The 18870-nt window shown below is 73.8% G+C and carries 20 protein-coding genes; 12 read left to right on the top strand and 8 right to left on the bottom strand.

Features of this window, described 5'->3' with window-relative positions:
- Positions 1-144 precede the first annotated feature (144 nt).
- The 7 genes from ACIA8L_RS32920 to ACIA8L_RS32890 are packed head-to-tail and all read left to right on the top strand — an operon-like array spanning position 145 to position 7726.
- On the top strand, positions 145-1674 hold the full coding sequence (locus ACIA8L_RS32920) for an Hsp70 family protein (RefSeq protein ID WP_395910521.1): 1530 nt from the start codon (positions 145-147) through the stop codon (positions 1672-1674).
- A complete protein-coding gene (locus tag ACIA8L_RS32915) occupies positions 1674-2807 on the top strand; it encodes a tetratricopeptide repeat protein (protein ID WP_395910519.1) in 1134 nt (377 codons plus the stop codon). The genes ACIA8L_RS32920 and ACIA8L_RS32915 overlap by 1 nt, the downstream gene beginning before the upstream one ends.
- Positions 2804-3304 carry a nucleotide exchange factor GrpE gene (locus ACIA8L_RS32910; RefSeq protein ID WP_395910517.1) on the top strand — a complete coding sequence of 167 codons (501 nt, stop codon included), beginning with the start codon at positions 2804-2806 and terminating at the stop codon, positions 3302-3304. The genes ACIA8L_RS32915 and ACIA8L_RS32910 overlap by 4 nt, the downstream gene beginning before the upstream one ends.
- A complete protein-coding gene (locus ACIA8L_RS32905) occupies positions 3301-6090 on the top strand; it encodes an FtsK/SpoIIIE domain-containing protein (RefSeq protein ID WP_395910516.1) in 2790 nt (929 codons plus the stop codon). The genes ACIA8L_RS32910 and ACIA8L_RS32905 overlap by 4 nt, the downstream gene beginning before the upstream one ends.
- Entirely contained in the window at positions 6087-6551 is a 465-nt protein-coding gene (locus tag ACIA8L_RS32900; RefSeq protein WP_395910514.1) for a hypothetical protein, read from the top strand. Before ACIA8L_RS32905 ends, ACIA8L_RS32900 begins: the two co-directional genes overlap by 4 nt.
- A gap of 15 nt (positions 6552-6566) precedes the next feature.
- The gene (locus ACIA8L_RS32895; protein WP_395910512.1) at positions 6567-6827 is read left to right on the top strand and encodes a hypothetical protein; all 261 of its coding nucleotides are present in this window, start codon (positions 6567-6569) and stop codon (positions 6825-6827) included.
- Positions 6824-7726: a hypothetical protein gene (locus ACIA8L_RS32890; RefSeq protein WP_395910510.1), complete on the top strand. Its 903-nt coding sequence runs from the start codon at positions 6824-6826 to the stop codon at positions 7724-7726. The genes ACIA8L_RS32895 and ACIA8L_RS32890 overlap by 4 nt, the downstream gene beginning before the upstream one ends.
- A 6-nt stretch (positions 7727-7732) precedes the next feature.
- Here the strand turns inward: ACIA8L_RS32890 and ACIA8L_RS32885 are convergent, their stop codons facing one another.
- Both ACIA8L_RS32885 and ACIA8L_RS32880 read right to left on the bottom strand, forming a co-directional pair.
- On the bottom strand, positions 7733-8200 hold the full coding sequence (locus ACIA8L_RS32885) for a VOC family protein (protein ID WP_395910509.1): 468 nt from the start codon (positions 8198-8200) through the stop codon (positions 7733-7735).
- Between the two features lie 4 nt (positions 8201-8204).
- Positions 8205-8636: a helix-turn-helix domain-containing protein gene (locus ACIA8L_RS32880; RefSeq protein WP_395910507.1), complete on the bottom strand. Its 432-nt coding sequence runs from the start codon at positions 8634-8636 to the stop codon at positions 8205-8207.
- 18 nt (positions 8637-8654) lie between these two features.
- Here ACIA8L_RS32880 and ACIA8L_RS32875 point away from each other — a divergent pair, with 18 nt between their 5' ends.
- Positions 8655-10877 (top strand): hypothetical protein, encoded by a 2223-nt coding sequence (locus tag ACIA8L_RS32875; RefSeq protein WP_395910505.1) that lies wholly within the window; start codon positions 8655-8657, stop codon positions 10875-10877.
- Here the strand turns inward: ACIA8L_RS32875 and eno are convergent.
- A complete protein-coding gene (gene eno, locus ACIA8L_RS32870) occupies positions 10861-12123 on the bottom strand; it encodes a phosphopyruvate hydratase (RefSeq protein ID WP_395910504.1) in 1263 nt (420 codons plus the stop codon). The genes ACIA8L_RS32875 and eno overlap by 17 nt on opposite strands.
- 92 nt (positions 12124-12215) lie before the next feature.
- Here eno and ACIA8L_RS32865 point away from each other — a divergent pair, with 92 nt between their 5' ends.
- From ACIA8L_RS32865 to ACIA8L_RS32855, 3 genes are read left to right on the top strand one after another with little or no spacing between them, the layout of a single operon-like run.
- Positions 12216-13112, top strand: a complete 897-nt coding sequence (locus ACIA8L_RS32865; RefSeq protein WP_395910502.1) for a MerR family transcriptional regulator — start codon at positions 12216-12218, stop codon at positions 13110-13112.
- A 5-nt stretch (positions 13113-13117) separates the two neighbouring features.
- Positions 13118-14005 (top strand): SMP-30/gluconolactonase/LRE family protein, encoded by an 888-nt coding sequence (locus ACIA8L_RS32860; protein ID WP_395910501.1) that lies wholly within the window; start codon positions 13118-13120, stop codon positions 14003-14005.
- 35 nt (positions 14006-14040) lie between these two features.
- On the top strand, positions 14041-14448 hold the full coding sequence (locus ACIA8L_RS32855; protein ID WP_395910500.1) for an SRPBCC family protein: 408 nt from the start codon (positions 14041-14043) through the stop codon (positions 14446-14448).
- A 66-nt stretch (positions 14449-14514) separates the two neighbouring features.
- Here ACIA8L_RS32855 and ACIA8L_RS32850 read toward each other — a convergent pair whose 3' ends face one another.
- From ACIA8L_RS32850 to ACIA8L_RS32830, 5 genes are all read right to left on the bottom strand, one after another.
- The gene (locus tag ACIA8L_RS32850; protein ID WP_395910498.1) at positions 14515-15303 is read right to left on the bottom strand and encodes a tetratricopeptide repeat protein; all 789 of its coding nucleotides are present in this window, start codon (positions 15301-15303) and stop codon (positions 14515-14517) included.
- 4 nt (positions 15304-15307) lie between these two features.
- Positions 15308-15430: a hypothetical protein gene (locus ACIA8L_RS32845; protein WP_395910496.1), complete on the bottom strand. Its 123-nt coding sequence runs from the start codon at positions 15428-15430 to the stop codon at positions 15308-15310.
- Positions 15431-15640: 210 nt separating this feature from the next.
- On the bottom strand, positions 15641-16459 hold the full coding sequence (locus tag ACIA8L_RS32840; protein WP_395910494.1) for an MBL fold metallo-hydrolase: 819 nt from the start codon (positions 16457-16459) through the stop codon (positions 15641-15643).
- 242 nt (positions 16460-16701) lie between these two features.
- Positions 16702-16971, bottom strand: a complete 270-nt coding sequence (locus ACIA8L_RS32835; protein WP_395910493.1) for an acylphosphatase — start codon at positions 16969-16971, stop codon at positions 16702-16704.
- Positions 16968-17873, bottom strand: a complete 906-nt coding sequence (locus ACIA8L_RS32830; RefSeq protein WP_395910491.1) for a sigma-70 family RNA polymerase sigma factor — start codon at positions 17871-17873, stop codon at positions 16968-16970. Before ACIA8L_RS32830 ends, ACIA8L_RS32835 begins: the two co-directional genes overlap by 4 nt.
- Before the next feature lie 799 nt (positions 17874-18672).
- Between ACIA8L_RS32830 and ACIA8L_RS32825 the strand changes: the two genes are divergently transcribed.
- Positions 18673-18870 (top strand): NAD-dependent epimerase/dehydratase family protein (locus ACIA8L_RS32825; protein WP_395910489.1); only part of this gene is annotated, 198 nt, incomplete at its 3' end.

The raw sequence follows: 18870 nt of genomic DNA, 5'->3' as shown, positions 1-18870 counted from the left end.
CCCACGCTCGGCCGTGAGCGATGCTCCGAGCCGCCGAATTGCGGCCGAACGAGCCAGTGCATTGTCGTGCGGCGATTTCGTCGGGCGGCGATGAAGCGCGCACAAGCTGTACCAGAAACAGCGTTTGGAGTCTGGAGAACGACATTGACGCAGATTGTCGGAATCGATCTGGGAACCACCTACTCGGCGGTCGCCGTGGTCAACGAGTTCGACCAGCCGGAGGTGCTCACCAACCGCGACGGGGAGTCCATCACCCCCTCCGTCGTGCTGTTCCAGGGCGACGTGCCGCTCGTCGGCACCATGGCGAAGCGGGCCGCCACGACGGCACCGCTGGACGTCGTCGAGTTCGTCAAGCGGGCGATGGGCGACCCGGCCTGGCGGTTCGACGCCACGGACGGGCGGACCTACCGGCCCGAAGAGGTCTCCGCGCTCATCGTCAAGCGGCTCAAGGAGGACGCGGAGCTGGCCCTCGGCGCACCCGTCACCGAGGCCGTCATCACGGTGCCCGCCTACTTCGACGACGCCCAGCGCCAGGCCACCCGCGACGCCGGCCGGATCGCCGGGGTCGACGTCGTGCGGGTCCTCAACGAGCCGACCGCGGCCGCCATCGCCTACGGGCTCGCCTCCGGGTTCAACGGCTCGATCCTGGTGTACGACCTCGGCGGCGGCACCTTCGACGTCACGATCCTGCGCATCGACGGTGCCCAGTTCGACATCCTCGGCACCGACGGCGACCGCAACCTCGGCGGCTTCGACTGGGACGGCGAGCTGATGCGCCTGCTCAACGAGCGGTTCGTGGCGGCCGGCGGGGAGGACCTGCTCGACGGTGGGGAGCTCGAGGCGGCCCTGCGGGAGCGGGCGGTGCTGGCCAAGCACTCGCTGTCCAGCGTCGAGAAGGCCCGGGTCGTGCTGAGCGGGTCGGCCGCGCCGATCACCCTCGAGGTGACCCGGGACGACTTCGAGGCGGCCACCTCGGCACTGCTGAGCCGGACCCGGGAGATGGCCGAGATGGTCCGCGACAACGCCGGGCTGGCCTGGACCGACATCGATCGGGTCCTGCTGGTCGGCGGGTCGACGCGGATGCCGATGGTCCGCCGGATGGTCGAGACGGACATCGGCCGCCCCATCGAGCGGCGCATCCACCCCGACGAGATCGTCGCGCTCGGCGCCGCGGTGCAGGCCCGGCTGATCGAGTCCGAGCGCGGTGCCGCACCGGATCTCACGGTGAACGGCGCCCGCATCGAGATCGGCGACGTCACCTCGCACGGCCTGGGCACGCTCGCGCTCAACCCGGACTCCGGCCGGCTGGAGAACACCGTGATCATCCCGCACAACACGAAGATCCCGGCGAAGCGGCCCAGCTACTTCTCCACGGTGCACGAGAACCAGTCCCAGGTCGAGATCCAGGTCACGATCGGCGACGACACCGACCCCGGCTACGTGCGCAACGCGACCGGCGACAAGCCGCTCATGGTGCGCATCCCGCCCTACCCGGCCGGCGCCCCGATCGAAGTGATCTACGCCTACGACATCGACCAGACCGTGTTCGTCGAGGTCAACGACCTCACCGCGCACACGTCGCTGGGCACGTTCGAGGTGTCCAACATCGCCAACATGTCCAAGAACCAGGTCGCCGAGGCGGCCGACAAGATGCGTACGACCGAGGTGGGTTGATGACTGCCGCAACGTTTGTGGACTACTACGAGATCCTGCAGATCCCCGAGACGGCCGACACGGACCAGATCAAGGCCGCCGTGAGCCAGCAGCGGCGGGTCTGGATCAAGCGCCAGGCCAGCGCCGACCCCAAGCGGCGCGGCGAGGCCGAGACCCGGGTCCGCAACATCGACGAGGCCGAGCGGACGCTGCTCAACGCCGGGCAGCGCACCGCATACGACCGGCGGCTGCCGGAGCAGCGCAAGGCCGCACCGGAGGCCGCGCCGCCGGACGGCGAGGCCGACTGGCTCGACCGGGCCCGCGCCTACCTGGAGATGGGCAACCCCGGCGCCGCGCACCGGGCCGCCCGCGAGGCCACCAACCAGCGCGGCGGCGACCACGGCGCGTGGTTCGTCCGCGCGCACTCGTCGTTTCTGCTCGGCCAGGCCGCCGACGCCGAGTTCGAGTTCGCCGAGGCGATCCGCATCGCCCCGGAGGAGCCCGACTACCACCAGGACCTCGGCGAGGTCTACGCCCAGCAGGAGAAGTACGCCCAGGCGATGCGCGAGTTCGAGATCGCGCTGCGGCAGGCGCCCGGCAACCCCGTGACCCGCACCGCCATCGCCCAGGTCCAGCTGGCCACCGACGAGCCGCACAAGGCCCTGAAGATCATGGAGGCGGTGGTCAAGGAGCACCCGGACAACGACTTCTTCAAGTACTACCTCGGCGCCGCCCTCGAGTCCTCGGCCCGCGCCTCCATCACCCTGCTCCGCGACGGCACGATCATCGTGACCTCGGAGGCGCAGGCGGCCCTGCTCGAGAAGCACGCGCGGCGGATCCTGAAGCTGAACCTCAAGGACAAGGACGCGGCCGAGGCCGTCGCCGAGCTGCAGCGCCTGGCCGACACCAGCCGGGAGATGATGTGGGTGCACAGCGGCGCCTGGCAGGTGTACGCGTTCGTGCTGGCCGCCTCGCTGTGCGGGCTCTGCGGCGGCATCGGCAGCGGTGACGGCGGGGCCGTCGCCGGCGGGATCTTCCTCGGCGGGGGCATCGCGGCCGCGGTCGTGGCGATCTACGTCACCCGCCACCGCAAGCCCGCCTACGAGCACGCCGCGAAGCACCTCACCGGCCAGGTCGTGCGGTGGGGCAAGTGAGCACCGGGACGGCCGACGTGGCCGCCCTCGCCGACGAGGTCGCGCAGCTGCGTGACCTGTTCCAGCGGCGGCTGCTGGAGGACCGGCGCCGGCAGGAGCTCTACGACCGGCTCTGCCAGGAGCTCGACTTCGCCCGGTCCGAGCTGGTCGGGCAGTTCATCGCGCCGCTGTGCCGGGAGCTGCTGCTCGTCACCGACCGGGTCAGCGCGGCCGGCCGGGCCGGCGCCGACCCGGCCGCCCTGCTCGCTTCCGTCCTCGACGAGATCGGCGAGGTGCTGGCCCGGCGCGGCATCCGGCCGATGGCCGCGCTCGGTGAGGCGTTCGACCCGGGCCGGCACGACGCGGTCGAGCGGGTGCCGGTCCGTTCCGACGCCGACCAGGGCCGGGTCCTGCACGAGCGGCGGGCCGGCTACCTGATCGACAACCGGGTGCTGCGCCCGGCCCAGGTCGTGGTCGGGCACCGCAGCGCCGACGAGGCCCGGCCGGCCCCCGCATGACCCAGGGCACGCCCACCAGCACGCCGGTCCCGGCGCTGACCGCGGCGGCCGGCCGCGTCGCCCGGGCCGGCGCCCGGACCCTCGGCGTCCTGGCCGCCGCCGAGGCCGCCACCGCCGCCGCGGTGGCCGCCGGTCAGGATGCGATCGAACAGCAGCTGCGCCGGTACCGGCAGCGCAGCGCGAAACAGGGTCTGGCCGCCGCCGGCCAGGCCCGCGCCGCCCTCACCCGGGCCGTCGGCACGCTCGCCCCGGGCGCGGCCGCGGACGCGTGGGGCCGCCCGCCGCGGCCGTCCGCCGACCCGTTCGCGGTCGCCACCCACGTCCGGGCCGGCGGGCTCACGGTGCCCGGCCAGGCCGCCGTCCCGCTGCTGGTGCCGCTGCTCGACCAGGCCGGCCTGGTGCTGGAGGGCAGCGGCGGCGACCTCGGCCCGCTGCACGCCATCGCCCTGCGGGCGCTGCTCGGCACCGGCGCCGGCCAGCTGGCCCTGCACGCCTTCGACCCGCAGCTGCGCGGCCTGTTCGCGCCGTTCGCCGCGCTGCGCCGGGCCGGCGGCGGGCTGCTCGGGGACATCGGGACGACGCCCGGCGACCTCGACGCGCTGCTGGAGCGGCTGACCGCCGAGGTCCAGCGGATCAACGAGCTGCGCCAGGGCCGCCCGGTGACCCTCGCCGGGCTGCGCTCCGCCGCCGGTCAGCCGATCGAGCAGTTCCGGCTCGTCGCCATCGCCGACTTCCCGGCCGGGTTCACCCAGCAGACGGCCGCGACCCTCGCCGCGCTGCTGCGCTCCGGCCCCGGCTGCGGGATCAGCTTCCTCATCCACCACGACCCCGCGGTCGCACCCCCGGCCGGGGTCGACGCCGCGGCCGCCCTGCACGGCGTCGACGTGCTCGCGACCGGCGGGTCGCCCCGATGGTCCCGGCGGCCCGGGGTCGCGGTCCACCTCGACCCGCCCATCGCGCCGCGGCTGCTCGCCGAGGCGGCCGAGGCGGTGGCCCGGGCCGGCGAGGCCGCGGCCGCACCGGAGCTGCCGCTCGCGGACCTCCTCGACCCGCCCGGCACGCCGCCGCGCTCCAGCGCCGACGGCATCAGCGTGCCCATCGGCCGGTCCGGCGCGCAGGCCGTGGAGCTCGTCCTCGGCGACGAGCGCACCCAGCGGCACAACCTGCTGGTGACCGGGGCCGTCGGCCAGGGCAAGTCCAACTTCCTGAAGGTCGTCGTACACGCCCTCGCGGCCCGGTACAGCCCGCAGGAGGTGCGGCTGTACCTGCTGGACCTCAAGGAGGGCGTGACGTTCCACGCGCTGGCGTCCACCCCGGCCAGCCGCGACTGGCTGCCCCAGGCGGCCGTCATCGGCTTCGAGACCGACCGGGAGTTCGCCGTGGCCGTCCTCGAGAGCCTGGTCGGGGAGTTCCGGCGGCGGGCGGCGATCATCAAGCCGTACGGCGACAAACTCTCCACCTACCGGGCCCGGGTGCCCGACGCGGTGATGCCGCGCATCGTCGTCGTGATCGACGAATTCCAGATCCTGTTCGCCGAGGACGACGAGACCACCACCCGCGCCGCCGGCCTGCTGGAGCGCCTGGCCAAGCAGGGCCGCGCCTACGGCATCCACCTGTTGCTGGCCTCCCAGACCATCTCCGGGATCGCCGCCCTGCTGGCCAAGCAGGACGGCATCTACGCCCAGTTCCCGATCCGGGTCGCGTTCAAGAACTCGGCCGGGGAGTCCCGCGCCGTCCTCGACCAGCACAACCCCGACGCGGCCGAGCTGCGCTACCGGGGTGAGGCGATCGTGAACCTCGAGTTCGGCCGCCGGGACGCCAACCAGCGGGTGACGGTCGCCGCGGCCGACGACGCCACCCTCGACGCCGTCCGGCGGCGGTGCTGGCTGGCCCGCCCGGCCGGCGCGGCGCCACCCGAGGTCTTCGAGGGCGGCCGCCCGGTCACCCTCGTCGACGCCGTGGAGCGGCTGCGCGACCTGCGGGCGGTCGCCCGGGCCGACCCCGCCGCGGGCCGGATCGGGCTGCTCGGGCTGGCCGTCGCCCACCCGCTGCGGGCCGAGGGCGTGGTCTTCGCCGCCGAGCCCGGCCGGCACCTCGCGATCCTCGGCGCCGGCGGCCGCCGCTCGGCCGGCGACGGGGCCGAGCACCTCGCGCTCGGGGCGATGCAGGCGGCCGCGGTGTCCCTCGCGCTGCAGCACCCGGCCGGAGACGCCCGGTTCACGCTGCTCGACCCCGGGCGGCCCGGCGCGGCGGCGGAGCCGGGCCTGGACGCGCTGGGCTGGCTGCTGGAGCGGCTCGGCCTGCCCCTGCGGGTCGTGCCCCATACGGAACTGGGGGCCGAGCTGCGCCGGATCGCGGCCGGGCTCGCCGAGCCGGCCGGGGCGGGCGACGCCCACTACGTCCTGGCTCCGGCGCTGGACCGGGCCGGCGCCCTCGCGACCCTCGACGAGAACATGGTCAGCGACGTCGAGGTGCTCCGCGCCGTCCTGCGCGACGGGCCGGCCCGGCGCACACACCTCATCGCCTGGTGGACCAGCGTCGGCATGTACCGCACGCATCTCGGCTTCGACGCGTCCGTCGAGACCGACGCGGTCCTCGCGCTGCGCGTCTCCCCGCGCGACGTCGTCGACCTGATGGGGCACACAGTCACCTGGCAGCCGACGGACAACCGCGGCCTGCTGTACGACCGGCAGGAGTTCCCGGCCCCGGTGACGATCGTGCCGACGGCCCCGTTGACCCGGGCCGACGCCAACACCCTGCTGCGCGTCGACTGGGAGCAGCGATGACCGCCTACGACGACTACCTGCGCGCCATCGGCGACCTGGCGGCGCTGCCGGCCCGGACCGAGCAGCAGGCCGAGGCCGAGGCCCAACGCCGGCGCCGGGAGCTGGAGCGGGTGCGGGCCGAGGCGCAGGCGGCGACCGCCCGCCACGACCGCCTCCGCCGGGAGGTCGACCGGCAGCTGGAGACCGCCCGATCGGCGCTGCCGGCCGCGCACCGGGCCCGCCTGCTGCCGTCGCCGCTGACGCCGGACCGGGTGGAGCGGGCCACCGACCAGGACGTGACCGAGGCCGTGCGGGCGCTGCAGGTCAGCGTGGCCGACCTCGTGACCGTGGCGAGCCGCCCGGTCGCCGCCCCGCCCGCCCCACCCGCGCCGGACCGCGGCGGCAACCGCCACACCTGGCCCGTGGTGGCCGGCGTGCTGGTGGTCGTCGCGTTGATCGTGATCGCACTCATCATCAGGTAAGGAACTGGAGCCGACATGTCGCAGCTCAACCAGCTCAAGCAGCAGATCGACCAGCTCGGCCAGCAGGCCCGCGCCCAGGCACAGGGCCTGAGCGCCTTCAAACCCAAGTTCTCGCAGGCCGTCGGCCAGGTCAGCGCCGTCATCGGCGGCAGCGCCCAGCGGGTCGACCAGGACATGATCGCGACGCTGCAGGCGGCCGAGAAGGAGGTGGACCAGGCCGTCCAGGCGCTGCAGGCGGCGGCCGCGGCGGCAGCGCGCTACGCGGCGTCGCTGTGACCGGTGGCCAGTCCCAGCTGGGGCAGTTGTGCGAGGCCGTGCGGTTCCTCGGCGACAACACCGATGGACTGGCCGCCGCCCTGCACGAACACGCCCGGCAGCTGGCGATGACGAGCGCGCGGATGACGATCGCCGGGACCGGGGACCGCACCGCGGGCCACGCCGCGGCGGCCGCCCTGGACGCGGCCGCGCGGGCCTGCACCCGCGCGGCCACCCAGCTGATGAGCGGCGGCAAGCTGGCCCGCGACTACGCGTCGGCGAACTGCGGCGGCGGTGGCCCCCGGACCGTCACCCTCGGCGGCCTGGCCGTGAAAGCCGCCGACGCCGCCGACGAGAAGCTCCGGCGCGAGACCGCCCGCTTCGCCGCGCTCCAACACATGGAGCTGCAGGGGCTCGACGCGCAAACGGCCGGCTTCGTGGTGCCGGGCCTGCAGCGGTTCCCGGTGCATGTCCTGGCCGGCATCGGCAGTGTGAGGTTCGTGCCGGAGCGGCGACCGAAGCCGAACTGGGTCGGGGCAACGTGGTTCCGGCCGGGACTACCGCCGAGGATCGAGCTGTATGGAAGCCCGGACGGCCACCCGGCCGGGGACGAACGACGATTGCTGCGACGGACGCTCGTCCATGAGGTTGCCCACGTGGTTTACGGAAAGCACCTCACGAAGGACGAGCAGGCGGAGTGGGAGTCCCTGTGCGCCCGCACCTACGCTGCCGGTCAGCACCCGATGAACGAATACGCCGCCACCCATCCGCGCGAAGAGTTCTCCGAAACGGCCGTGGCGCTGCTCTACGACGATGAGCGGCCGGAGGGGCTTTCACCCGAGCGGCTGGCCTTCGTCGAACAACACCTCGGCCGGCTCGAGGCCGAGGAGCTGGCGCTCGTCAAGGATCTCCCGTGGTGACGAGCGCTACGGCTGGCGGTCGCCGGCCCAGCGGGCGATGTCCTCGTCGGTGACGGTGATCGGGCCCTGGACGGGCTGGGTGACGCGGATGTGGTTGCCGAAGGGGTCGCGGAAGGAGCAGTCGATGCCGTAGGGCTGCCGTTCGACGTCCTGGGTGAACTCGACGCCCTTCGCCTTGAGGGTGTCGTGGACGGCCTGGCAGTCGTCGGTGGTCAGGATGGCGGCCACGCCGAGGGCGCCCTTCGTGAGCAGGTCGCGCAGCTGCGCCGCGGTCTCCTCGCTCATCGACGGCGGGCCGACCAGCTCCAGGATCAGCCGGCGGTCCGGTTCGGCCGGCAGCGCGACGGTCAGCCACCGCATGAACCCCATGTCGACGTCGTCGCGCACCTCGAAGCCGAGCGTGCCGACGTAGAAGTCGAGGGCCTCGTCCTGGTCGAGGACCCGCACCGTGGTGAGCGAGATCGTGTTGAACATGCCCTCACCGTACGGGCGGGGCGGCGGTCCTGGCTTCGCCGAAACTGACCGGTCGCAGCCACGTCTTCACGAAGCACACCGGCGCGTGCGCGGTGCGTCGCTGCGCCCGGTAGTGCGACGGTGACACGCCGGTGACGGCCTTGAACGCGCGGCTGAACGCGCCCAGGCTCTCGAACCCGACCTGGAGGCCGACGTCGGTGACCGAGCTCGCCGGGTCGCGCAGCCGGGCCATGGCCCGCTCGATGCGGCGGCGTTGCAGGTAGTGGTGCGGGGTCTCACCGAACGTGGTCCGGAACGTGCGGCTGAAGTGGCCCTCGGACATGTACGCGAGCCGGGCGAGGGCGGGCAGGTCGAGGCGCTGGGCGTAGTCGCGGTCCATCGCGTCCCGGGCCCGCAGGAGCCGCCGGTTCTGGTCCTCCGTGGGTGACCACGCCATGCGTGGCAGGATATCCGGATGCCGGCCGACGAGCTCAACGACCTGGCCCTGGCCGCGCTGGACGCGGGCGACCCGACCGCGGCGTCGAAGCTGTTCGCGGCCGCGCTCGACGCCGACCCCCGCCACCCGGCCGCCGTGTACAACTTCGGGCTGCTGCGGTGGCGGGCCGGGCGGATCACCGACGAGCAGCTGGTCGACGAGCTCGACGAGCCGGAGATGGCCGGCCTGCTGGCCGAGGTGCAGCGCGAACGGGGCGGGCCCGACGCCGCGCCGGCCGCCGAGGTGCACCTCCCGTGGTTGCCGCCGCCCCGGTCCAACCGAGACCTTCCGGACATGGCGCTCGCCTATTCGGCGGACGGTCACCTCGCCGTCACCGGGCACGCCGACCGGGTCCTGCGGATCTGGCGGGACGGGGTGCTGGAGCGTGAGCTGACCGGCGCGGAGGGTGAGATTCGAGCCCTGGCCATCGATGAAGAACGATCGTGCGTGCTGGCCGCGGGCCGTGACGCGGTGGTCCGGCTCTGGGACCTGGCGACCGGCTCGTCACTCGGCGTGCTCGACGGGCACGACCGGGACATCATGGCCCTGGCCCTCGACCCCGGCGGTGACACGCTGCTGTCCGGTGGCTACGACCGGACGCTGCGGGTGTGGTCGCTGCGGGAGCGCGCGGTGACGGCCGTGCTGCCGCAGGACGCGGCCGTCAACTGCGTCGCGCCGGCCGCGAACGGGCTCGCCCTCGTCGGCCTGTTCGAGGGGTTCCGGCTCTGGGACACCCGGTCCGGCCGGCTCGTCGCGGCGTGGCCGGCCGACCTGCGCGCGGACGCGGTCGCCTGCACACCGGACGGCCGATACGCCATCGGTACCGACGCCAAGGCGATCCACGTCTGGGACGTCCACAGTGGACAGGAGGTGCGGACGCTGCGCGGGCACCGGGGCGGCGTGCGCAGCCTGGCGGTCGCACCCGACGGCCGGCACCTGCTCACCGGCGGCTACGACGGCACCGCGCGATACTGGGAGCTCACCGGCCGCTGCCTGCGCACCTACGCCGCCGGCGGGCAGGTCGCCGGCGTGTGGATCGCCCCCGACGGCGGCACCGCCCGGACCGGCGCCGTGACCGGCATCGAACGCCGGTGGTTCCTGCCCGGGGTGTACCGTGCCCCGGCCCGCCCCAGCCCCGAGCGCACGGACGCGGAGCGGGCCGCCGACGCCCAGCGGTTCGAGGAGCTCCTCCAGGCGGCGCGACGACCCGGCGCCGACGCCCTGGAAACGCTGCGGACGGCCCGGACCGTCCCCGGCTACGAGCGGGACAAGCGGGCCCTCCTCGCCTGGCAGGAGCTCGGCCCCTGCGTGCGGTCCGGCCTGCGCACGGCGTGGGCGGCCCGGACGCTGACCGGCCACACCGCGCCGATCGTCGCCGTCGCCCTGGACCGGCGCTGCGCGGTCACCGGCAGCTGGGACGGCACGGCCCGGGTCTGGTCCGGCGCCGGCAGCCGGGTCCTCGACGGGCACGACGGCCGCGTCCACGCCGTCGCCGTCCACGACTCCACCACCGTGCTCACCGGCGGCCAGGACCGGACCGCGCGATTCTGGCGGGCCGGCACCGGCGAGTGCACCGGCGTCCTCGACGGCCTCGGCCACGCGGTCTGGGCGGTCGCGTTCAGCCCCGACGGCCGCCTCGCCCTCGTCGGCGCCGGCCGCCGCCTGCTCCTCGTCGACCCGGCCACGGCCACCGTCGTCGCCGAGCTCGCCGGGCACACGGACGCGGTGAAGACGGTGGCGTTCAGCCCCGGCGGGCAGCACGCGCTCAGCGGCGGCTACGACGCGGTGCTGCGGCTGTGGTCGATCCCGGCCGGCGAGCTGGTCAACGCCTACCCCGGCCACCGGGGTGCGATCACCTCGGCCGCGTTCGGCACCGACTTCCTCGTCTCGGCCGGCCACGACAACACGTTGCGGCGGTGGGCCCCGGTCTCGGCCGAGCACAGCCCGCTCGACGTCCGGCCGGGCGGCGTCAACGCGGTCACCGTCACCGGCGACGGCCGCTACGCGATCACCGCCGGCCGCGACACCCGGCTCCGCGTCTACTCCACTGTGGACGGGACGCTGGTGCGTACGCTGTCCGGCCCGACCGGCGAGGCCCAGGCCGTGGACCTGCTCGCACCCGACTGGAACGCGCTGTCCGGCGGCCTGGACGGCGTCGCCCACCTCTGGTACCTCGACTGGGACCTCAGAAGACCGGCGTGAACTCGGCCCGGCCGGCCAGCTCCTCCTCGATGCGGATCAGCCGGTTGTACTTCGCGGTGCGGTCCGATCGCGACACCGACCCGGTCTTGATCTGGCCGCAGCCGGTGGCGACGGCGAGGTCGGCGATCGTGGTGTCCTCGGTCTCGCCGGAGCGGTGCGACATGACCACCCGGTAGCCGGCGCGCTGCGCCACGTCCACGGTGGACAGTGCCTCGGTGAGGGTGCCGACCTGGTTGACCTTCACCAGGATCGCGTTGGCGTAGCCGCCGTCGACCCCGGCCCGCAGCCGCGCGGCGTCGCTGCAGAACACGTCGTCGCCGACCAGCTGCGTCGCTGCGCCCTCGCGTTCGGTGAGTGTGCGCCAGCCGGCCAGGTCGTCCTGGGCCAGGCCGTCCTCGATGGAGACGATCGGGTATTGCCGCAGCAGCCCGGACAGGTAGTCGACGTGCTCGCCGACGGACCGGCTCACCCCCTCGCCCGCGTATTCGTAGGTGCCGCCCTTGAAGAACTCCGACGCCGCCGGGTCGAGGCAGATGGCCACATCGGTGCCGGGCTCGTAGCCGGTGGCCGCGATCGCCTCGGTGACGAACGCGAGGGCCTCCTCGGCCGTCGTGCACTGGGGCGCGAACCCGCCCTCGTCGCCGACGTTGGTGTTGTGCCCGGCCGCGGCCAGCGAACGGCGCAGCGTGTGGAAGACCTCGGAGCCGATCCGCACCGCCTCGAAGAAGGTCGTCGCCCCCACCGGCGCGATCATGAACTCCTGGAAGTCGAGCGGGTTGTCGGCGTGCGCACCGCCGTTCACGATGTTGATCATCGGCAGCGGTAGCCGGGTGGCGGCCGGGTTGAGGTAGCGGTACAGCGGAACGCGCCGCGCGGCCGCGGCGGCCTTGGCCGTGGCCAGGGACACCCCGAGGATCGCGTTCGCGCCCAGGCGGCTCTTCGTCGCAGTACCATCGCAGGCAATCAAAGCCGCGTCGACCGCTGACTGATCCTCGGCGTCGAGTCCGCGCACGGCGTCCGCGAGAGGCCCGGCGGCGTTGCCGACCGCGGTCGCCACCCCCTTGCCGTGGAAGCGCCGCGGGTCGCCGTCGCGCAGCTCCAGGGCCTCCGCGGCCCCGGTCGACGCCCCCGAGGGCACCGCGGCCCGGCCCAGCGAACCGTCGGCGAGGCGCACGTCGACCTCGACCGTCGGGTTGCCGCGGCTGTCCAGGATCTGCCGGGCGGTGACCGTTTCGATGGTTGTCATGGCCGGAATCCTGGCAGCTCAGGGCCGGTGTGCGCGACGCGATGACGCTCACCTTGACCCGGACCCTAGGGTCCGGGTTTAGGGTCGATCGCATGCGCGCGGGTGAACTGGCGCGGCGCTCCGGCACCACGATACGGGCGCTGCGATACTACGAGTCGGTGGGTCTCGTCGTGCCGCGCCGCCTGTCCAACGGCTATCGCGAATACGACCCGATCGCCGAACGACTCGTCGTGCAGATCCGCGAACTGACCGCCCTCGGCCTGAGCGTTGAGGAGACCAGGCCGTTCGTCGAGAGCATCGCCGCCGGCGCGGACGAGTCACACGTGCGGGCGGCGGCCCTGGAGACGTACCGTAGCGCGATTCTGGGTTTGCAGACCCGGATCGGCCAGCTCATCGCCCAGCGCGACGCTCTGGAGGCGCGGCTGGCCCTGGCGTCGGCCGCGGTCATGCCGGGCGACCTGGTCGGCCGGGAACTGCCGGACGAGCGGGTCTTCGCGACGAACGGCGACGCGGTGCACTTCCGCCACTTCGGCCCCGGCCGCACGATCCTGTTCGTCTACCCGCTGACCGGCCGCCACGGCGTCGACCTGCGCGACGGCCTCCTCGAGATCCCCGGCGCCCGCGACCCGGAGCAGGTCCGCTGGTTCCGCGACCACCACGGGGAACTGCTGACCGCCGGCGCCGCCCGCGTCTTCGGCCTGTCCGCCCAGTCGGCCGGCTACCAGCAGGAGCTGGCCCACCGCCTCCGCCTGCCGTACCCGCTGATCCCCGACCCGCGCCTGACCCTGGCCGCCGCCCTGGGCCTCCCGACGCACACGGCCGCCGGCCGCACCTTCTACCGCCGCCTGACCCTGGTCGTCACCGACGGCCGGATCGAGCACGTCTTCCACCCGATCCCGGCCCCGCCGACCCACGCCAACGAGGTCCTCCGCTGGCTCAACCGGACCGCGATCCGCGCTGTCGATCCGCGGCCCCGCCCGTTCGTATAGGCGGCATGACGAACACACGAGTGCTGCTCGACGGCCTGCGCCTGGTCGAGTCACCGCGATGGCACGACGGCCGGCTCTGGCTCTGCCACTGGGGAGCCGGACAGGTCATCGCCGTCACGACCAAAGGCGATGCGGCGGTGGTACTGCACGAGCCCGCCGTCGACCCCCATACGATCGGCTGGCTGCCGGACGGCCGCATGCTCGTGGTCCCGAAGAACGCGGACGCGGAGCATCGGCTGCTGCGCCGCGAGGACGACGGGTCATGGGTGCCGCACGCCGACCTGTCCGGGCTGCCGGCCGGGCTCAACGAGCTCGTCGTCGACGGGCGGGGCAACATCTACGTCAACGGGGCCGGCTTCGACCTGCTCGAGTTCATGCGGAACCTCGACCCCGACGACCCGCGGCCGCTGACCGAGCGGCCCGGCTATGTGCCCGGGTTCATCGCGCTGGTCAGGCCCGACGGCACAGTACACCAGCAGGGACACGACATCGCCTTCCCCAACGGCATGGCGGTCACGCCCGACAACGGGACACTCATCATCTCCGAGTCGTTCGCCGGCCGCCTCACCGCGTTCGACATCGCCGCCGACGGGTCGCTCGGCCGCCGGCGGGTGTTCGCGGACGGCATCGGCCCGGACGGGATCTGCCTGGACGCCGACGGCGCGGTGTGGACGTCCGACGGCGGGACCGCGGCGATCCGGGTCGCGGAGGGCGGCCAGATCCTCGACCGGGTGGAGCTGGACCGGCCGCCGTTCGCGGTCATGCTCGGCGGCGACGACGGCCGCACACTGTTCATGCTGGCCGCGCGGTGGAACCCGCAGGACCCGTTCGGCGGCACCAGCGGCCGGGTCCTGTCGGCGCCCGCCCCCGCGCCGCACGTCGGGTGGCCGTAGACTGCGGCACGTCGGGTGGCCGTAGACTGCCGCGCATGGCGTCGGTGACGGTCGAGACCATCGTGGCGGCGCACCCGGACGCGGTGTGGGCGGCGATCGCGGACGTCGGCAACGTCCACCGGCGCCTGCTGCCCGGACGGGTCGCGGCCGCGCGGATCGAGGGTGACGAGCGGATCCTCACGATGCCCGACGGCACCGAGGTCCGGGAGCTGATCGTCGCCGTCGATCACGAGCAACGGCGCATGTCGTATTCGGTGCAGGGCCCCGGCCGCATGGAGCTGCGCCATCACCACGCCGCGTTCCAGGTCTTCGCCCACGCCGACGGCGCGCAGTCGCGCCTGGTCTGGGTGACCGACGTCCTGCCCCACGACCGCGCACCCGGCGTCGAGGCCCGCGTGTCGGTCGGCATCGAGGAGATGCGCGCGGTCCTCGAGTCGGCCTGACGCCCGGCTCCGTTCTTGGGTGACCCCTCAGGCGCGCTGCCGCGTCTGCTCGGTCTGGGGTGACCCTCAGGCTCGCTGCCGGGCCCGCTCGACTGCGGCCAGGCCGCGGCGGCAGATGCGGGTCTCGTAGTGCTCGGGGCCGTACCGTCGCTGCCAGATGTCCCGAGCGCGGCCCAGCGAGGCGGCCGCGTCGTCGAGCCGCCCGAGGCCGAGCTGGATCGCGCCCAGCACCGCCGCGTCGGCCGCGACCTCCGGTGAGTTGCAGCCGCGCTCCCGCGCGTGCCAGACCAGCGCGGTCAGGGCGGCGATGAGGGCCTCCTCGTATCGCCCCTGCGCGTGGGCGAGCCCGGCCAGGTTGTGGTGGACGACCCCGTGCAGGGCCGGGTCGGCGAGGGCGGCCGCATAATGCCGGGCCGCCTCCTCGTACCGCCCGGTGTCCTTGCACAGCACCCCGAACGCGTTGCGGGTCGCGGGCCGGGCCGGCGCGGCCGCGAGGGCGAACTCGGCCTCCGCGAACCGCCCCAGCACCCGTAGGCAGTTGCCGAGCGGCAGCAGCCCCTCCGCCCCGGCCGCCGAGAACGCCTCGACCGCGGCCGCGTGCTCACCGAGCTGGAAGCGCAGGTCCCCGAGCGTCATCCGGGCCGCCGCCAGCTCCCGCGGCCGGCCCGCCGACTCGAGCAGCCGCACCGCCGCCTCCGCCGCGACCACCGCCTCCGCGTGCCGCTCGGCATTGGCCAGCCGCAGCGCGCGCCGGTGCGCCCGCCGCGCCCGCGCGAGGGTCACCAGCGAGCGCCGCGGCGCGCCGACGGCCATCAGAACCGGAGCCGGCCACGCCGGCCGGACGAGCGTCCACATGGCGTCAGCCGCGCTCGTCGGGCCACGCGTGGTTGAAACTCGTCCCGGCCACCGCGGGCCCGGCCGCCACCGCCACGAGCCCGGCGACGCCGGCGAGCATGAGCACGATTCTTCTGAGATGACGCATACCAGCCAGCACGTACGCCGGCCGGCCCGGGTTCAACCACCGCGCGCCGGACTCCCCGGTGGCGTTGGACCTGCGTCCAGGAGCGGGCACCCTACGCGGGGACCCCGGCGAGTTCGGCGGCGACCGCGTCCGCGCCCCCAGGGCGATCATTCCCACGCGGGAACCCTGGTGAGCTCGGCGGCGACGGCGCCCGCGCCCAGGTGATCGTCCCTACGCGGGGACCCCGGTGAGCTCGGCGGCGACCGCGTCCGCGCCCAGGGCGATCATCCACTCGAGGGGAGCGCTCGGCAGGAAGCTCGTCATGAGGGCCGTGAGCTCGGCCTTGGCCTCATCGGTCAAGGTGGGTGCGCCGGCGGCCAGGCGTTGGACGGCCTCCCGGTACATGAGCAGGTAGCGGCGCTGGTCGGCGAGGATCGCGGTGGTGCCGGGGCGGCCGTGGCCGGGGTGCAGCAGCGTGCCGGCCAGGCGATCGGTCAGGTCGTCCAGTGTGGACAGCCAGGCGCCGGTGTGGCCGTCCGCGGTGTACGGGTGGACGCCGTGGAACGCCAGGTCGCCGATGAACGCGTTGCCGCCGGCCAGGAGGTAGGAGTCCGCGTGGCTCTCGGCGGCGCCCACGGCGTGGACGGTGAACGCGATGCCGCCGGCCTCCACGGTGTCGCCGTCGCCGACGGTCCGCTCGGGGACGCGGTGCTCGGCGGGCCAGTCGGCGCCGTACACCGGCGACCACTGCGCGCGCTTCGGCTCGGCGATCGCGGCGATCGTCGCGGCGACGTCGGCGGTCGAGTAGACCGGGACGTCGGCCGGGACGACGAACGGCAGGCCGTTGAAGTGATCCGGGTGGGCGTGGGTGACGAACGCGGCCGCGAGCGGCTTGCCGAGCGCGTCGATGCGGGCCTTGAGCGCACGGGCGTCGGGCACGAGCAGACCGGCGTCGACGAGGACGACGGCGTCGGCGGACTCGAGGAGGTAGCTGTTGACGAACAGGCCACGTTCGGCGGCGGTGTAGGTGTGGACGGTGTAGCTGGTCATGTGGGGAACGCTAGGCATTGGGCGGTACCCCCGGAAGAAGGCACTTTGCGGTGCCTATCGGCGGATCTCGAAGCTGTTGAGGCCTTGGACAGGCTTGTCGCGGGCTTCGACGCCGGTCACGTTCGCCTCCGGTGGGCCCTCGCAGCACCAGGTCAGCAGCGCCGCGACCGGTTGCCGTTCTATCGGCGGGTTTCGAAGCCGGTTGTGGTGCCTATCGGCGGTTTCGAAGCCGGTTGCGGTGCCTATCGGCGGATCTCGAAGCTGTTGAGGCCTTCGACCGACTCGTCGCGGGCTTCGACGCCGGTCACGTTCGCCTCCGGCGGGCCGTCGCCGCACCAGGTCAGCAGCGCCGCGACCGGGCCCTCGTCGCCCTCGAAGACGGCCTCGACGCGGCCGTCGGGGAGGTTGCGCACCCAGCCGGCGACCCCGTGCGCCCGCGCGACCTGACGGCAGGTGTCGCGGTAGTAGACACCTTGGACGCGGCCGGAGATGAGCATCCGCTTTCGGATCATTCCCCGACGGTACCGCCGGCGCGCAGGGCGGCGAGGTCCAGTCCGCGCAGCCGGTCAGGGTCGGCGAGCACGTCGATGGCGACGATGCGGTCTTCGGTGACCGTGAACGCCATCACGAACAGCGGGCGGTCCGGTGCGGTGGCGACGACCACGCCCGCGGCGCCGTTGACCAGCGCCGGGTAGACGAACGGCGACAACCGCGACGACGCCAGGGCCTGGGTCGCGACCTGCTCAGGACCGTGCAGGGTGAACGTGAACTTCGCGCGCGCCGCGCCGCCGTCCGAGCGCAGGATGATGTCCGGATCGAGCAGTCCGACCAGCGCCGCGAAGTCGCCGCCGCGCGAGGCGGCGAAGAACGCGTCGACGACCGCGCGCTGCCGGGCCACGTCCGGATCGGGCGCGGTCGGACGCCCCTGGACCCGCCGCCGCGCCCGGCTCGCGAGCTGCCGCGCAGCCGCGGGTGTGCGTTCGAGCATCGGCGCGATCTCCTCGAACGGCACCGCGAACATATCGTGCAGCACGAACGCCAGCCGCTCAGCCGGCGTGAGCGTTTCGAGCACGACGAGCAGCGCCAGACCGACCGAGTCGGCCAGCAGCGCCTCGTGCTCCGGGTCGACACCGGCCGCCGGGCTGACGATCGGGTCGGGCACGTGCACATCGAGCGGGTCCTCCCGCCGCTGGGTGCGCGAACGCAGCTGATTGAGACAGACCCGGGCGACGATCGTGGTGAGCCAGGCACCGACGTTGTCCACACCGTCCGCGCCGGCCCGATCGACCCGCAGCCAGGCGTCCTGCACGGCGTCGTCGGCTTCGGCGGCCGAGCCGAGCATCCGGAACGCCACCGCCCGCAGCCGCCCCCGGTGCACCTCGAACTGCCCGTTCAGCCACTCCCGCTCATCCACCGCACCACTCCCGTCGACGACTGATCCTCTCCCGCCTCGACCCGCCAAGCCGCCGGAATGTGACGAGGTCCCGGTAGTGGAGGAGCTCGCAGGTTTCGAGCGGTTCGCCTTCGGTGTCGGCGACGGGGCGGAGTTCGCTGCGGTAGGCCGGCCGGGCCGGGCTGCGGTAGGCCGGCCGGGTTGCGTTGGGCTGGGCTGCGGCGTGGCGGGCCGGGCCGCGACTGGGCCGGCGGCTCGGGCAGTGCGGTGCAGGCGGGCGGTGCGGGCGGTTCGGGCGGTGCCGGCAGTGCGGGCAGTGCGGGCAGTGCGGGCAGTGCGGGCGGTGCGGGCGGTGCTGGCAGTGCGGGCGGTGCTGGCGGCTCGGGTGCTGCGGGCGGTGCCGGTGGCTCGACGGCATTCGGAGCGGCGCGGACAGAACGGCGCACGAGGCGATCACGGCCCTGCGGGGGCAGCACGACCAGCGGTGTAACAGCGATTTTCCCCACACGCCGAGAGGTGGAAACGATCACGGAGCGTCATCTAGTGTGGTTACTGGATCGATACAGAAGCGATCAAACAAGAGCGATCACGACACAAGTGATCACGACACAAGTGATCACGACACAAGCAAGTCACGAGAACAGGAGATGCCCATGCTTCCGCTGCCTTACGTTCAGCCCGCCGCCGCGCGCCAGCTGCTGCGCGCCGCGTGGCGCAAGGTCGACGCCTGGACGCTGCGCGCGTTCAACGGGCGGTAGTGGCCTGACTCACGTCACCCGGAATCACGTCACATCGTGACCGGCCCGCGGGTCGACCGGGTATGACCACACCAATCGTGCTCACCGGCGGCACCGGCACGCTCGGCCGCCTGCTGCTGCCCCACCTGCTGGAAGCGGGCCGTCCGATCCGGGTACTGACCCGGCGGCGGCCCGCTCACCACTCACCGGCCGACCCGGAATTCGCGGACCGGGCTCTCGCTGAACGGTCGTCCGCTCATCGAGGATCCGCTCACGGGGCG

It is taken from the genome of Dactylosporangium sp. NPDC051541 (assembly GCF_044454505.1).
Taxonomy (GTDB): domain Bacteria; phylum Actinomycetota; class Actinomycetes; order Mycobacteriales; family Micromonosporaceae; genus Dactylosporangium.
The sequence above is the reverse complement of the archived record's forward strand: the minus strand, read 5'-3'. Positions and strand labels throughout refer to the sequence as shown.